The sequence below is a fragment of the Sulfobacillus sp. hq2 genome (genome assembly GCF_002903155.1).
GTDB classification, from domain to species: Bacteria; Bacillota; Sulfobacillia; order Sulfobacillales; family Sulfobacillaceae; genus Sulfobacillus; species Sulfobacillus thermotolerans.
Window position 1 is genome coordinate 385,923 of the sequence record NZ_NWUL01000047.1, and the last position, 15,056, is coordinate 400,978.

Below are 15,056 nucleotides of genomic sequence, written 5' to 3' on the forward strand. Positions count from 1 at the left end.
ATTCCTCCCTCGTCCCTTACCTAGCCATTTGCCAGTTTCTCCAACGTGGATTCGAGAACAACACTGCCATTCATTAAATGCTGACGATGCGTATATTCGTCAGGATGATGGCTAAGACCTTGGGCACTCGGCACAAAGATCATCGCAGTTGGCAAGGCTTGCGCAATAATTTGCGCATCATGACCTGCCCGGCTAGCTATTGGCATTTGAGAAAGCCCGATGGCGCGGGCACGTTCACTAATCGTGTTCCGCAAGGACTCGTGCATTGGTACGGCTTGGGCCACGGTTTTCGGGGAAATATTCACGCGCACACCATACCTTTTTGCCTCATCTTCTATGGCATGGCGGATTTCATCCGCCAGTCTTTGACGCACGGAATCTTGGGCAGCTCGAAAATCGACCGAAAATTGCACATGACCAGGAACACAGTTGATCGACCCGTGAATGACTTCCAATATCCCCACAGTGGCTATACCAATCGGTTCATAGCGATACCCCAAGGTATTGATGGCCAAAACCATTGCACTGGCCGCGACCAAAGCATCTTGACGACGTGCCAACGGCGTCGTCCCCGCATGAGCACTGTCACCCCTTACGCTGACAAGCCATCGTTCTTGGCCAAAAATTTCAGAAACCACGCCGATGGCACACTGGGCATCTTCTAATTCTGGACCCTGCTCCACATGAAGCTCAATATAGGCTTCATAATCCGAACGATTTGCTTCTCCCATAGATCGCCAATCGAGGCCATTCATCTGCATGGCTTCGAACAAGCTCGTCCCTTGATCATCCACAAGACGCGCCACTTCTTCCGGCTGCCAAGCGCCCAAGATGGCTCGACTGCCCAAACATGTCATGGGAAAGCGGCTTCCTTCTTCTTCACAAAACGCTACCACTTCTAAAGATTTTTCAGGCACTCTACACCGCTTCTTAATTTGTGATAAGGCGAAAATTCCCGCCACGACGCCGTACACTCCGTCATAAGCGCCACCACCCCGAACGGTATCGAAATGCGATCCCGTAAGAATCGTATGGCGAGAACGGCCCTCAATCCGCCCATGTACATTGCCTACCGCGTCAACCCAGGGATTTAATCCTTCCCCGCGCATTAACTGCACAAGGTGTCTCTGTGCCGCTGCCCATTGAGGGGAATACAGGCGCCTTGTAACCCCTTTTCGCGTCGGTTCTTCCGTGTATTGGGCTAACTGTTGTAAATCGTCTTCTATTCTTCTGTATGGATTGAGATCAATCATGCTCATCACCTTTCGCGGTCAAAGCTAGATCAACAAGACTCGTAGGACCTTTACGCCACAACGTCGCCACGACGGTTGAAAGTACCAACATGGCCCGAGATGAATCGGCCATGGCAATGTGTTCATCAGGGCCATGCGCCCCCATTTCGAAAAGATTGGCTTGCCCCGCCCCATAACAAATAGTCGGAATCTGTGCTTGATCAAAATGGCGTGCATCGGTAAATAACGGCGATGCCCCAAGGGGAATAGGCTGCTTCAGTACACCTGCGGCATGGTCTGCAAACCACTTTGCCCATGTGTGATTGTTTTCTCCATTCATAGGCTCAGCCGCAACAACCTCCTCGACATGCCACTGAATATCGCGATGCCGCTTTGCCCAGCCGTCTAAGACCGCCTGCAACTCCTGACGCACGGCACTTAATTGCTCACGCGGATTAACTCGGCGGTCAATGTGAATTTCAAAAGACCCCGCTACCATATTGGCTGCTACGCCTCCCCTAGCTATGCCACAGGTTAGCCATCCACCACGGCGCACAGCATCCGCATCGCGATATTGATAGAACTCGGTAATCAGTTCCGCCCCGGCTTTCACACTGTCGCCGCCGCGTTCACTGACAGCGGCATGCCGCGACCGCCCCCTAAGCACAATGGTCCACAAAAGAGCCCCTCCGTGTCGATCCACTACCACATCAGCACTACCGGGGCAAATGGCCACCGTGTGGGCAGGCCATGAGCCAAGTGCCAACAGGCGCTGGGGACCAAGGTATCCCCCTGTTTCCTCATCGCCAGTGAGCATGACAAACACAGGAAATGAAGGCCTTACCATCTGATATGCCATATATACCGCATACAAATATCCCATGACGTCGGATTTTGACACAGCAGCACCCCGGCCATAGATCACCTCATCTTTCAGGTGGCCGCTGTAGGGGTCGACACTCCAGCCCTCCCCGGGAGGCGTTGTATCAAAATGCGCATTAAGAATCACGGCCTGATCGGCGTCTGGACCGATTCGGGCTAAAACATTCACCGCTTTCCTCACATGGTGCTGGTGCGCTAAACTGTCTGGCACATGATCGATTCTAACGGTATACCCTAATCGCTCGGCGACTGCCGCTACATATTCAGCGGCCAACGTCATATCCGCCCCAGGGTTTTCACAACGCACCTGCAATAGACCGCGAAAATCTTCAATAAATTCTCTCATAACGTGATCTTGAAGCCTTTGCATCTCAGCGAAGCCGCTTATCCCCATCGCACACTCGCTCCTCACACCAATTTTTTATCCAGTCCGCCGCCGCCTCTACCCCATCTATAACCGGATAGGACCAATGCGGCGTGATATGAGATGTCAGCCCCGTCATCGCCGCACATCCTAAACACAGAGCATACGGCGTAGAGGGATCCGCATCCACCAATTCTGTCCGAATCGCATCAATAGTCGCAGAGGAATTCGCAAAGAGGTCGGCCGCCGATGCATGGACAGCCCGGACAATGCCCTCCTGCTGCCGCTGGGATAAATAATTAGACAACACAGGAATCCATGAATCACCACTTGTTACAATTAAGGGGGGAATTCCAGCATTTGCTGAAGCCCATAATGATGCTTGCAAAATGCCAATAACAGGTTTATGGACCAATCGGTCCCGCAAGACCGGAATTAATGGATGGTCACTATAACACGCGACAATAACGGCATCCATTTCCGCAGGCAGTTCGCCTAATTCCTCCATACAATACCAAGCACTCTCCCACGCATCCCGTTCAGATTCAATAGAAAGCGGGCCCCTTGTCGGACAAAAAGCCACGATTTCCGCCTCTGGCAGCTTGTTGCGGACCGTCTCGGCCAATGCGTAAGATAATTCCACCTGCGTATTTGGATTAATAACAAGAACTCGCACGCAACTTGCCCCTTTCTTTCCCACAATCAGCGCCTGACGCCATGCGCCCACGACAAGACCACCCGTTAATATTGTGATCGTGTCGTAGGCGCCAAGCATTGTTATATCCTACAAAGCTTTTGGGGCCATTCGTGACAAATACCATTGCAGGGTCTTTACCAGTCCCCTGACAACGTCGAGACAAACATCCCACGACCTCATACGTATCTTGGGAATACACATAACCTATTTGCGTTGATTACTGGCATTTTTGACAAAACATTTCGGACCAATCCAAAAAATGGTGATATTTTAGACCAATATGTGGTAGATTATCATGTAAGTGCAAGACTCTTTTCTCGCACCTATTGATATTTAACCCCATCTCAAACACGCACTCGTGAAATACAACATCGTTGCCATCAAACTCATTCTCTTGGCCCCAATCGGGTGCCCTATATATTCGAATAAGGAGGCACTTTATGTCCACCAATCCCCGCCCTCAACCGGCGAGCGAAGTTACTGTCAGGTCCGTGGCCAGACGTAGTACAGCGATGTTCGTACTCATCGTCATCATTTCTGCTATTCCCGCGTTTCTTGAAGGGTTTGATACCAATCTATATACGTTTGGCTCGCCCTTTGTCGTTCACAACGTGCATGGCACTGTAGCGTTATTAGGTGAAGTGTCTACCGGTTATGCGTTTGGCGTGGCAGTGTTTAGCTTAGTTGGCGGCTACTTATTTGACCGTTATTCTGTCAAATACACCATTATGACATCGGTCGTCATCTTTGCCTTCTTTACCGTGTGGACCGGATATGTTACCAGTCCCACGGGCTTATTTATCGCCCGCCTAGGGGTAGGCATTGGCGTCGGCATTTTTCAACCCGCTATCGTGGCATTGTTGGGCGATATCTTCTTTGAAACCCGAGGACGTGCCGTCTCCGCATTTGCGGTGGTCTTTGGGCTGGGACTTTTTGTCGGTCCCTATCTCATGAATCCTTTCTTACCGCATTACCGTACTCCCTTTATTTTATCCGGCATTGCTGCCGTTATCTCGCTTCTGTTGTTTTACCTCATCATTCCCAAGACTTATAAGAAACTCGAAAAACGCCAGGTAGGATTTTCTGGCCTATTCCACCGCAATGTGGTTGTGTTGTCTTTCGCTATCTTTCTCTTTGGGATCGCCCTATTTGGATTTCTTGGTTACTATGCCGAGTATTTGCTTAAAGCCATTGCCTTGTCCTCTGCACACAGCGCTGAAATTGTTTCCATGAGCGGACTTGGTGGGTTCATCTGCGCCTTTCCCATTGGCTATTTGGCCGACAAGCTGGGGCGAAAACGCATTGTGTCATTCGCGGCCCTACTCATCGCCATCGGATGCTTAGGCATGTTTAGCGTCGGCAACAGTATTCCTCTTCTTCTTATTCTCACCTTTATTTTTGGGGCAGGTTGGGGAATCTTTGTTGATTTAGTAGCGACAATGGGGCAAGACTCCGTGGATGACTCCATTGCCGGCAGTGTTACGGGCTGGCTGTTTCTTGTTTTTAACATCGGTGCGTTATTAGGAGGCCCGCTCTTTGCAGCGCTGCTGCCCGCAGGTTTCGAAACTGCAGGTCTCGTAACGCTAGGACTCACCAGCGTATTGTCCTTGATTTTCACGTTGATGACCCGGCCCGTGGATCACAGTAATATCGTCACAGATTAGTTCGTCAATAGAAGCACGCCCGGCGTTTGGAGCCCGGGGCGTGCTTCTATTTTTATGGTTTTCCCACCACCATGGATGGCTTTGGTCCTGATATCACATCAAAATTCACGTACATGCCCACGGCAATATGACCGGGTACCAAGCAAGCCAACTCATAATGTGCAGGATGAGAAGGAGTCCGGAATGAGAATGTGGCCGTGCTCCCTGGCGGCAGACCTGCTACCGCCTGCGGAATAGCAGCACCCTTGATTATGGGCCCTGTAGGATTTTCTGCGCCCGCTTTAACCAAACCAACCGAATGCGGCATGTTCCCATCATTGGTAAAGTTCACGGTCACCGTGTAATTCTCCGGCATGCGAATGGTCAATTCCCCAAACGAATACCCATCAAAATCGAATCCACCATTTTCGTTGTTATAATCGGCATCCATAGCCAATGTTGCCGTTTTATGGTTAAGGTTGTCTTGCAAAAATGTATGAGGATTAGGACTATGAGGGACAGGGGGCAACGTTCCGGTTTGCCCCGAAGATACCGACGTCCCCCCTTGAATTCCACACCCTTGGACTAAAAAACCTATTGTAAATACCGCCAAAGCCTTACCCATTCTAGAAGATCTCATCATTATTCCTTCTTCATCGCGGCAAAATCAAATCACAATGTAGTATACCATGAGCAGGAGCGCTAAAAGGCTTTCCTCATCAGGCCCCACCCACAGTACTAAGGCAAGAGATGGTGTTGATGGGCCCACTGGAGAGCTTCTTCACGACTATGGGCTCCAGCTTTGCGCAAAATACTTGCCGCATGAGCCCGAGCAGTCCCTTCGCTAATTTTTAGCATGTGCGCTATCACACGGTAGGGGTGGCCGTCTGCCATCAACCGTATGACTTCGTGCTCCCTGGGCGTCAATAGCACAGACGGCAGCGCCGTGCCTGAAGTGCGAAGCACATTGGCCAGCGCTTGGGCAAGTCCTGCGCATTGGCCCGGTTCAAAGCGTTCGGGCATTTGACCTAAGAGCTCTTCCAACGAGCTATTCCTCCAGGGCTCCCCAACCCCATGGACCACCGTTTCGTGAATTAACGTAGCAACAGCGGCTCGAACATCTCGTTGCCGCGAACGCATAATGTCTTCAGGCAGCGCAACATACCGCAACATCCGTCCTAGAACCGCAGACATCGCCACCACTAAAACAATAAACAGGGGCCAGGCTGGATGGGGAAACCACCCCACCATGCGATGCAACGTCCAGATGCGCACACCAACCAATCCCACACTGACACCAAACACTTTATGCACGAGAGTTTTCGTCCCCATATAACTCAGTTCCATGACGGGGATAGCGGCAAGCAACATCGCCGGCACATGGGAATTTGTTAAATAGACCACGTAGAATCCTATGGCGTAGAGGCAATCACGCCAACTCGCCGTACATTGCCATTGCTTAGATGCATAAGACGTGCAACATAAGGTAACATCCAAGGCTGCTGCGCCGCCAATAACAAAGGCTGGCTGAACGTTGCGCACTCCCGTCAGAATTTCCGCCAAACACAAGATGGGGAGAATATAACGAGCCACTGCAACAAATTGTCTTGGAGCCCATAAAGTCATCGGCACATTTTCACCTCCTTAAATTCTCTCTACACCTAGAGCCTCCAACATCGCTCTCATTATCCAAAATCTGCCTCGTGAATTCAATATTGCCACTGCCCTTATTAGTCTAAAAATAAGAACTAATCCAATAGATTATAAGAATCCTATGGCTCCATACTGACATTGCATTTCGCAAAGAAAGGAGCCTTCTTATGAAAAAAATCATTCGCGCCACACTCAGCACTCTGAGTATTGGCGCCCTAGGCTTTTTGCCCGCGTCCGTCTTAGCTATGACGCATCACACGACTCTTCATCCGACATCATCGGCTTCACCTTCTGCCACAGCAGCGACAATGGCCCTCCGTCTTTTCCCTAGCGGGACTAACAATGTGATTTTGTGCTCGTCGTTGCCATCCCAGGCACAAACCGTGGTTGCCGCGCAAGGCCTCGCCACAAAAATAGGAGCTGCGTTATTGTTAACGGAGAATGCGGTTGACCTAGGACAAGCCACCGCTCATGCCTTGAGTTTAATGACGGTTCCTCAAGTATCGCCAACCGGAACCGTCCAGCCGTATCAACCACCAGCCGGAAAACCCACCGTCACTATCGTTGGCAATACGTCCGCCATCAGCGCGAGCCTTGAGCAAACACTTAGAGCTCAAGGCTATCCCGTGGTGAGAATCTCAGGGCACGGTTCGTTCCTGATTCAAAAGCTTATCCACATCGTCGCTCCTCCCATTCCAAACGCCGCTCAATTACCGGGGTTTGCCCAATCATGGGACGTATACGCAGGCTCTCCATCTCATAACGCAGACTTCCCCGTACCCGCCACAAGCCCGAAATGGGAACAGACGGGAGTTCAATGGAATTTTGCCGAAGATTCTGCTGTACCCCTGAACGCTTCCTTTCCTGACCTCGCCAATTTAGGCGCACGTGGTGCCCCAGTCAAAATGACCCAAAACCTCGGCAACGCCGTAGGGGTTACGGCGGTTGGCGGCATTATTTATGCGGAGTCTGACGATTATCACTTATACGCCTTAAACGCCCGCACAGGAGCTTTATTATGGCAAACGGGTCCCTTGGTCAACAATCTGATGGGTAATCCGATCGTCCAAGGCAATATGGTCTATGTCACAGCCGGCGATACCGGATTTCCATTCTCCCAAGTCCTAAAATACGAATTATCGGGTGGACAAGCCTCATTAGTTCGCGGGCTCATGTATTCTGCGCTTTATGCCTTTAATCGCTACACCGGCCGACTCGTGTGGCGGCAAGATTTCCACGGAAACGCCATGCCCTCCCCCGTTATTGTAGGCCAAACGATCTACGAACCAACGGGCGGCGGCAATTTGTGGGCACTGAACGCCAACACGGGACAATTGGAGTGGAAGACGGCTCTAGGCGGATTCGACAGCATGTCGAGCCCCAACGTCTATGTCAATCCCACCACCCACCAAACCGAAATTATCGTGGGAACGTCTGATAGCAATCATGTCGTGGCGGTCAATGCTACCACCGGGCAAATCCTTTGGACTCAAAAAACAGCTCTCAACATCTTTAATACCGGCATGGGCGACAATTCGCCCACCGTCGATGAAACGCACAATCTTGTTATACAAGATTCCGTGGTCAACTTCGACAAAACTCTCGGAACTACTAATTTGGCCGTTTATGCCATGAATGCTACAAACGGATCCGTCTTATGGTCGACCAACCTGGGTGTAGGCAGCGCTCCACCAGCTTATAAAGCTGGGGTCAGCATGGTACACGATGGCATTGTCTATGTGGGCTCCCCCGTCACTTCTACCTTTTACGCCTTAAATGAATCAACCGGATCTATTTTATGGACCTTTCCCTTTGTAGGCGCAGGACCAGCAGGCGCTGGACGCGGCAACGCCGTCATCGCCGATGGGGTTCTCTGGGTAGCAGCAGGCCCGCAGATCTATGCCCTAAACCCTTACACGGGGCAAGAACTCGGCCACTATACCCCTGGAGGTCGATTTGGCATTGTAAATCCCGTGATTGTGGGCGGCACCATGTATGTCGATAATTCCTACGACTGGGTTCAAGCCATTCCTTTAAAAACAATTGATCCAAGTGTCGTGCTACAGCCTTAAATCTTGGTGACTATGAAGGGAGCTGTCCCAAGCAGGGACAGCTCCCTTCATATGGCCTCTTCTTTTGTAATGGAAACGATTAAGTTTGCACCCGACCGGCTCTGTGAACGCGCCCATCTCATACATGCCGCCAACTCCACGTATTACTGCCTACGTTTTTCTAGGTGGTACCTTTTGCAAAAGAATCATTTCGCATTGTGTAAAAAAGGAAACCGCTTTAATCTCGATTTGTCTAAACAATAGCTCACACGATGTCCTTTGCTCCGGCTTATCTAAATCACCAAAGAGTCCGACCCAGAATCTCGGAATGACTGCATCACCCTATAGGTCTTGGCCCATTTCTATCTCCGTTTAATCTAGCGACAGGCATTTAAAACCATCTAAGCTTTAAATCCTATAACCCTTAACTTGATTTAAGCATTATTTTACCTAAATATTCTAAATAATCCGTTGACTTGTTCGTCCTTCCTTCCATATAATGGTCTAGATTTACATGCTGTAGATTATACTTTGCAAAGGAGGGGCAATATTGCCCAGAATAAAAAATAACAAGCCTTTGGTGGTCGGAGCTATGGTTTCCATCGCGTGTTGCGGTCTCATGGCGACAAGCCTCATATCTTCGCATCCGGTCGATGCTTCCCCCGGCCCTAGCGGGTATTTCACCGACACGGCTTGGCGTTCATATAGCGAGTTTCCCGGTCACAACGCCGTCGTCGCCCTTTCTAAAACAGCTCCCACACCTTTAAGGACCGGGGTACAATGGCAAACACCGGAATTCGATGCCGTACCGCTTAGCCGCCAACCCCTTGGTACCCAAGCCTTTGGTGGCATGGTCAATGCCGCCGTTACCATGACCCAAAATTTAGGCAACGGCGTCGGGGTATCAGCTTGGGGGAGGGATATCTATGCGGCCTCTAGTGCGGGTTACATTTATGCTGTTAACGCCTTAACCGGTCACATGCAATGGAAATTTCGGACTTTGAACGTCGACATGTCCAATCCTTTGGTGGCCCATGATACGGTCTATGCCGGGACCGGCAACGTGGCTTTTAATTTTCCTGCCCTTATGACATTTGCTGCTGGACAACCCACCGTACGCGGCGGAGGATACGGTGGCGTCTATGCCCTAAATGCCCAGACCGGCCAACTGCGTTGGTTCCACCCACTATCCGGTGAGCAAATGCCAACGCCCGCGCTTTACCGAGGGACACTTTATTTTGCCAATGGTAATGGCTATTTCTATGCTCTGTCCGCTGCAACGGGCAAAACCCAGTGGAAACTTTTACTCGGCGGGTTTGACAGCATGTCTTCGACCACCATCTGGACTAATCCCCTAACCCACCAAAGTTATGCCATTTTAGGAACGACCGAACCCAACGTGCTCAACGCCATTAATTTAAGCACACACCGACTGGCTTGGACATTAACGGTGCCGGGCATTACCCTGACCGGCATGGGTGACTCGACTCCGACCTATTCCCGAACAGCCAATATGTTAATTGAATCGGAATCGGTTCGCATGGAGTCAGGCAGCAACGGACAAACCAGCAATTTCGGCGTATACGGTATCAATCCCCAAACTGGCACCGTCGTATGGCAAGACTCCTTGGGCCGAGGCCCGGTTCCGGCCGCATATCGGGGAGCCGTATCGACGTCCCACAACGGCGTCATTTATGTATCCGATACCGCCACAAGCACCTTATTTGCCATTAACGCGAAGACAGGAGCTGTTCTTTGGCACAGCGCAATCCCCAACGTCCTCTCAGCGGGAGCGGGAAGAGGCGCCCCCACTTACGCGGACGGTATCATTTGGATTGCGACGGCGCAGAACATCAACGCTTTTAATGCACGCACGGGAGATCTTTTAAGCAGCTACCATGTCGGAGGGCGTTTCGGCATTGTTAATCCCGTCATCGCCGGAGGAACCATGTATATTGACAATAGCTATGATTGGATTATGGCCATTCCCTTGAAAAAAATCGTGCCTCAGATACGTCTGTAAAACTAAGGTCATGACCACAGCGTACCCGTAAGTGCGCTACGGTCATGACCCCTCTACAGGCTTGTCACCTTTACGGCACCAACACGGCTCTGCCCATAATTTCTCCCCGGTCCAACATCTTGAGAACATCTGGAGCATCCACCAACGGGTATTGTTGTGCAGAAATCGATACACGGCCTTGCCGATGCAGTTCCATCAGCTCAACTAACTCATTGTAGGTCCCTACCAAATTACCTACGATATTAATTTCCCGATTTACAAAATCTAGCGTTGGTGTCGACACCTGGCCACCATATCCAATGACCGAATAGGTGCCTCCTTTCGCCAGCATAGAAGGCGCCACGGCAGGGGTGCAATGTTCTCCCACAAAATCGAAGACAACATCCGCACCACGGGGAGCAATTCCTACGACATCTTTTAGCCCCCCATCCGAACCCGCCAACACCCCATAATGCGCGCCCAATCTCTCGGCAAAGGCCAGGCGCGCTTTGTGCGTGTCGACCGCAATAATCTTAGCCGGCGTCAAGGCCCGAAGAATTTGGATAGCAAAATGGCCCAACCCTCCAACACCGATAACGACCACAAAGCTCCCAGGATAGAGCAATGGCACAAGTTTCTTCACCGCATGGTAAGCGGTAATACCGGCATCTGCAAATGGCGCTAACGCGACTGGATCAATATCTGGCGACAAAGGAACCACGGCGCGCACCGACGTTTTCATATACTCAGCATAACCGCCATCGGTCCCATCAAGTCCCGGAAAGCGTCCCGCTATGCAATGCATATCCTGTCCAGCCCGGCAAGCGGGACAAAGACCACAAGACATCAACGGATGCAAAATAACCGGATCACCCGGTTTCAAATGCTTCACCCCAGATCCCACTTGCTCTACCCATCCTGCATTCTCATGTCCAATTGTATAGGGCAAGACAGGATTGGCCAACGCATCTTTCCATACCCCTTCAAGAATATGGAGGTCCGTTCGGCACACTCCAGCTCCACCGACTTTAATAATGACATCGGTTGAATCTGTAATTTGGGGGTCTGCGACATCATCAATCGTAATCGGTTCGTTATATCCATGGATACGAGCGGCTTTCATCAGTTTCACGGCGTAAGACCCTAACGTTCAAACCAGGACCTTCCCGCCAATTCCCCCCCTTCTCTTCCTTTTGGAGTGAACACCTCGGCGCCGGCGTTTTTCGGTGTGGAATATGAAGCACGCCCTAAATGCTTAATGTTACGGATATTATAGACTATTTCACTAATGAGGGTATCCGTATTTTGCGATTGATCGGCTGTTGCCGTCTCTTGGTTTAACTAAGAGGGCTTCGGGTGACCTGACCGGAGTGATGTGTAAGGCGACACAACCCGTTAAAGTGATTGTGGTGCGGATGTCTTGCGCAGAACGCTAACGCCGACAAGAATAGCTCAGCGGTCACTTTCCACCATAAGTTCCTCCAATCGCTGCGTAATATCCGTTCGCATAGCCCCATGGAGTGCATCCGTATATTGTGTGATCGGCATTTGCCACATTTCGGCGGGGTATCGCCACACCGGACGCCATCTCCGCTCTTCAGGTTCCCATGCGTACCGAGGAATCACGTGAGCATGAAGAAATTCATCGGAGTTCCCGTAAATCGCGTAATTCATGCGCCAAGGCTGGCACACATCGGCCACCGCTTGGCCTAAGAGAGCCATGTCCGCTAAGTATTGGTTGCGGTCCGCCACTAATAGGTCTTCGAGCGCATGCACCTTGGGATAGGCCAACAACACACAATAACCCGGCAGGAACTGCGTATCACCGATGACCACATAGCCGCTTTTCATTCGGGCCATAATCATTGGATTCTCCCCGCGTTCTATCGCTCCAAATCGGTCTTTCTTCCATTCATCGTGCATCCATAATCAACTCTTTCATCAAAATATAGCGCAGCGGATACGTCGGCCTTTAGGCCGGAGATGAGCCGCGTAAGCGCCCCCCCCTTCTCCATGGCCCATAATCCCCATAAAATGTGACCATTCGGTGGACAAGAATGGCCCAAGAGTCCCTGTGTGTTACACCGCGAAATTGATACGCTGACACTACTGGGCGGATCCTTAATGTGTAGACGCCCCGCAAAACGAAGGGAGAATTGAAAATGGCCGATCAAACTTCTAAGGCAGAATCTGCAGTTATCGGTATTTATGATACCCACGAATTGGCTGACCAGGCAGTCAAAGAATTGCAACATGCGGGATTTGATATGAAGAAGCTCTCGATTATTGGCAAAGGTTATCACAGCGAAGAGCAGCCCATTGGCTATTACACCACGGGCAAGAAAATGGAAGTCTGGGGAGGCATTGGCGCCAGCTGGGGTGCCTTATGGGGAGGGTTTTGGGGTCTATTAATGGGTGCTGGTTTTTTCATGATTCCAGGGGTTGGGCCCGTTTTAGCCGCTGGCCCATTGGTCGGTCTCGTCGTGGGAGCATTGGAGGGTGGTGTGGTAGTCGGAGGGCTCAGCGCGCTGGGCGCCGCTTTATTCAATATCGGCGTACCCAAAGATCGCATCGTTCGCTATGAGAGCGCGATCAAAGCGGATAAATTCGTTTTGATTGTCCATGGCTCGGATGACGATGTGGCTCGTGCCAAAAAAATCATTGACCAAGCCCATGCCACCGAAAGCAGCATCTACTCCGCATCATAAAAGACGCGCAGGAGGGACCAAAACGCGAGTTCCCTCCTGCCACTTCCATGTCATTACGGAAGAATATGGGCCTCAACATCCTGAGACGAAGGGACAGCCGTAGCCCCAAGGTTCTTTGGAACAGGGTTAACATCAAAGGTCACCACAAACCATCCGCGATTCGTAAACGCCTCAATAATTGTCCATTGAATCTTTCCTAATGCCCATAAGTTCCCATCGCGAAACACCACGTCTGAAATTGGTTGTCCGACTAAAATCGTTCCAGGTCCCTCTTGCAACTGGTAGCCTGCAGGCAGCATCACCTTAGGCGCTAACGATTGTTGAGGGGAATAGGCGTGAAATGCCGTATACAGGACGGGGCCGTGTGATTTTACCGAATAGACCGGCACGGTATATTGCGTTCCGACTGCCACCACGTCAATTTCATGGGGATCACTCTGTTGGAAAGACTTAAGACCCATAGTTTCCGTGAATAACGTCGGAATATAAAGCGATTGAAAGCCCGGATCTTGCTCGGCAATATTTCCATGCAACTCTTGGTTTATGGTGACAGGATTAGAACTATTGAATGTTGTGCCCGCCCCACGCAGAATATCTTCACGAATCCCCCTAAAGCGCGACGGATAAGCCAGGTGGCGAATCGTATCGACCATAAGGAGCACTGGATTATTGCGCGTCGTGGTGCCTTGATAATACCAGGGCACAGACTGCCGAGGTCCAAAAATCTGACGCGCGGCACCTGTAGAAGAACTTGTCAAATGAGGAAGCCCCGTCGAGAGTCCTTGAGCCACAAAGTTCGGCACGTCACGGCGAACGGCTACAGGAATGGCCGGCTTTAACAGGTGCGTCGGTGACAAAACAATCTTCGCACTTACGCCCCCCGAGTATTTGTTATCATTGCTCGGATGCGCTTCATGAAGTGCAGGCGCTGATGTCAACGCGGCCTGTTGACCGCATCCTGTAAGCAGTCCCGCAAGTCCCAGCCCCAATCCCATACCAACCCACCGACTAATGCCCACGCGGTGAGTCCTCGATTCCGTCCTATGCATCATGGTGCGATTCCATTCTGGCTGCGCCATGCCATGAGGTCATCCCACCGGCGCCGTATCCCGTCGTCCGCTTCATCCATGGCCCGCGCTTTTTGATAGAGACTAACAGCTTTATCTGGCTGCGGTAGCGCCCACCGAAAAACCGGGTTATATTGATCGCCCCACCAAATGAGAGGCCATGGGTCATTGGGATAACGGTGGTGCAATGCCGCAAAAACCTCATCCCCCTCAACGAAATTGCCCATGAGGAATAACGCATCGCCTCGAGCGGCTCGTAAAGACGCTTCCTCTTCGGAGACCCAATCTTTAAACCGGACAAGAACGCCGTCAATAAAATTTAGGCAACGCCCCGCCATCTTGCGGTCGGTATACATCGCATTATGCAAGAGATCATGATAATCTGAAAGCCACACGCGAAGCTTGCTACGAAGCGCAGGAACGGCTGTCACCTGGGTGACATTTTGTTGCTGGATGACTTGCCAGATCTCTTCTCCGGTGTCTATTGATTGGGTTATTTGACCCCTTTCAGCCATGGCCAAAGCTTGATCTAATAATTCGGCAAGCCCACGTCTTTGGCCCTTCACGTGTTCAGGATCCTTATCAATACAACACTTCTTATACTTCTTTCCACTGCCACAAGGGCAGGGATCATTGCGTCCCGTTGTCAATGCCCATCCTCCACGACGATCTGTTGTTGATGATTTCCCCATCTTGTCATTAATCATATCATGCCTGTGCTCGACCATTTTCCCGAAACTCCAAGCACATGCCCACT

Annotated in this window: 13 protein-coding genes; 4 read left to right on the forward strand and 9 right to left on the reverse strand. The window is 51.0% G+C overall.

The window, feature by feature from the left end; translation table 11 throughout:
- Positions 1–20 precede the first annotated feature (20 nt).
- From CO251_RS15355 to CO251_RS15365, 3 genes are read right to left on the reverse strand one after another with little or no spacing between them, the layout of a single operon-like run.
- Entirely contained in the window at positions 21–1,253 is a 1,233-nt protein-coding gene (locus CO251_RS15355) for a M20 family metallo-hydrolase (RefSeq protein ID WP_158246386.1), read from the reverse strand.
- Positions 1,246–2,508 carry a M20 family metallopeptidase gene (locus CO251_RS15360; RefSeq protein WP_103376664.1) on the reverse strand — a complete coding sequence of 421 codons (1,263 nt, stop codon included), beginning with the start codon at positions 2,506–2,508 and terminating at the stop codon, positions 1,246–1,248. Before CO251_RS15360 ends, CO251_RS15355 begins: the two co-directional genes overlap by 8 nt.
- Positions 2,486–3,253: an aspartate/glutamate racemase family protein gene (locus tag CO251_RS15365; protein ID WP_103376665.1), complete on the reverse strand. Its 768-nt coding sequence runs from the start codon at positions 3,251–3,253 to the stop codon at positions 2,486–2,488. Before CO251_RS15365 ends, CO251_RS15360 begins: the two co-directional genes overlap by 23 nt.
- A gap of 362 nt (positions 3,254–3,615) precedes the next feature.
- Here CO251_RS15365 and CO251_RS15370 point away from each other — a divergent pair, with 362 nt between their 5' ends.
- Positions 3,616–4,839 (forward strand): MFS transporter, encoded by a 1,224-nt coding sequence (locus tag CO251_RS15370; RefSeq protein ID WP_103376666.1) that lies wholly within the window; start codon positions 3,616–3,618, stop codon positions 4,837–4,839.
- A gap of 52 nt (positions 4,840–4,891) precedes the next feature.
- Here the strand turns inward: CO251_RS15370 and CO251_RS15375 are convergent, their stop codons facing one another.
- Together CO251_RS15375 and CO251_RS15380 are read right to left on the reverse strand one after the other, a co-directional pair.
- Positions 4,892–5,461, reverse strand: a complete 570-nt coding sequence (locus tag CO251_RS15375; RefSeq protein WP_103376667.1) for a sulfocyanin-like copper-binding protein — start codon at positions 5,459–5,461, stop codon at positions 4,892–4,894.
- A 95-nt stretch (positions 5,462–5,556) separates the two neighbouring features.
- The gene (locus CO251_RS15380; RefSeq protein ID WP_242968652.1) at positions 5,557–6,444 is read right to left on the reverse strand and encodes a response regulator transcription factor; all 888 of its coding nucleotides are present in this window, start codon (positions 6,442–6,444) and stop codon (positions 5,557–5,559) included.
- A 194-nt stretch (positions 6,445–6,638) separates the two neighbouring features.
- Between CO251_RS15380 and CO251_RS15385 the strand changes: the two genes are divergently transcribed.
- Both CO251_RS15385 and CO251_RS15390 read left to right on the forward strand, forming a co-directional pair.
- Positions 6,639–8,543: a PQQ-binding-like beta-propeller repeat protein gene (locus tag CO251_RS15385; RefSeq protein WP_103376669.1), complete on the forward strand. Its 1,905-nt coding sequence runs from the start codon at positions 6,639–6,641 to the stop codon at positions 8,541–8,543.
- A 529-nt stretch (positions 8,544–9,072) separates the two neighbouring features.
- Positions 9,073–10,545: a PQQ-binding-like beta-propeller repeat protein gene (locus tag CO251_RS15390; RefSeq protein ID WP_103376670.1), complete on the forward strand. Its 1,473-nt coding sequence runs from the start codon at positions 9,073–9,075 to the stop codon at positions 10,543–10,545.
- Between the two features lie 70 nt (positions 10,546–10,615).
- Here the strand turns inward: CO251_RS15390 and CO251_RS15395 are convergent, their stop codons facing one another.
- Positions 10,616–11,647 (reverse strand): NAD(P)-dependent alcohol dehydrogenase, encoded by a 1,032-nt coding sequence (locus tag CO251_RS15395; protein WP_103376799.1) that lies wholly within the window; start codon positions 11,645–11,647, stop codon positions 10,616–10,618.
- Positions 11,648–11,976: 329 nt separating this feature from the next.
- Entirely contained in the window at positions 11,977–12,447 is a 471-nt protein-coding gene (locus tag CO251_RS15400; protein WP_103376671.1) for an HIT family protein, read from the reverse strand.
- Positions 12,448–12,686: 239 nt separating this feature from the next.
- Between CO251_RS15400 and CO251_RS15405 the strand changes: the two genes are divergently transcribed.
- Complete coding sequence (locus CO251_RS15405; RefSeq protein WP_103376672.1) at positions 12,687–13,232, forward strand: general stress protein; 546 nt, start codon at positions 12,687–12,689, stop codon at positions 13,230–13,232.
- A gap of 53 nt (positions 13,233–13,285) precedes the next feature.
- Here CO251_RS15405 and CO251_RS15410 read toward each other — a convergent pair whose 3' ends face one another.
- Together CO251_RS15410 and CO251_RS17855 are read right to left on the reverse strand one after the other, a co-directional pair.
- Positions 13,286–14,311, reverse strand: a complete 1,026-nt coding sequence (locus CO251_RS15410; RefSeq protein WP_103376673.1) for a hypothetical protein — start codon at positions 14,309–14,311, stop codon at positions 13,286–13,288.
- Positions 14,281–15,027, reverse strand: a complete 747-nt coding sequence (locus tag CO251_RS17855) for an SEC-C metal-binding domain-containing protein (protein WP_242968638.1) — start codon at positions 15,025–15,027, stop codon at positions 14,281–14,283. Before CO251_RS17855 ends, CO251_RS15410 begins: the two co-directional genes overlap by 31 nt.
- Positions 15,028–15,056: the final 29 nt, after the last annotated feature.

What these genes read in the sequence shown, in the direction of transcription:
- CO251_RS15355 (WP_158246386.1), bottom strand. Translation starts at nt 1,253, where the DNA reads ATGATTGATCTCAATCCATACAGAAGAATAGAAGACGATTTACAACAG.
- CO251_RS15360 (WP_103376664.1), bottom strand. Translation starts at nt 2,508, where the DNA reads ATGGGGATAAGCGGCTTCGCTGAGATGCAAAGGCTTCAAGATCACGTT.
- CO251_RS15365 (WP_103376665.1), bottom strand. Translation starts at nt 3,253, where the DNA reads ATGCTTGGCGCCTACGACACGATCACAATATTAACGGGTGGTCTTGTC.
- CO251_RS15370 (WP_103376666.1), top strand. Translation starts at nt 3,616, where the DNA reads ATGTCCACCAATCCCCGCCCTCAACCGGCGAGCGAAGTTACTGTCAGG.
- CO251_RS15375 (WP_103376667.1), bottom strand. Translation starts at nt 5,461, where the DNA reads ATGATGAGATCTTCTAGAATGGGTAAGGCTTTGGCGGTATTTACAATA.
- CO251_RS15380 (WP_242968652.1), bottom strand. Translation starts at nt 6,444, where the DNA reads ATGACTTTATGGGCTCCAAGACAATTTGTTGCAGTGGCTCGTTATATT.
- CO251_RS15385 (WP_103376669.1), top strand. Translation starts at nt 6,639, where the DNA reads ATGAAAAAAATCATTCGCGCCACACTCAGCACTCTGAGTATTGGCGCC.
- CO251_RS15395 (WP_103376799.1), bottom strand. Translation starts at nt 11,647, where the DNA reads ATGAAAGCCGCTCGTATCCATGGATATAACGAACCGATTACGATTGAT.
- CO251_RS15400 (WP_103376671.1), bottom strand. Translation starts at nt 12,447, where the DNA reads ATGCACGATGAATGGAAGAAAGACCGATTTGGAGCGATAGAACGCGGG.
- CO251_RS15405 (WP_103376672.1), top strand. Translation starts at nt 12,687, where the DNA reads ATGGCCGATCAAACTTCTAAGGCAGAATCTGCAGTTATCGGTATTTAT.
- CO251_RS15410 (WP_103376673.1), bottom strand. Translation starts at nt 14,311, where the DNA reads ATGGCGCAGCCAGAATGGAATCGCACCATGATGCATAGGACGGAATCG.
- CO251_RS17855 (WP_242968638.1), bottom strand. Translation starts at nt 15,027, where the DNA reads ATGGTCGAGCACAGGCATGATATGATTAATGACAAGATGGGGAAATCA.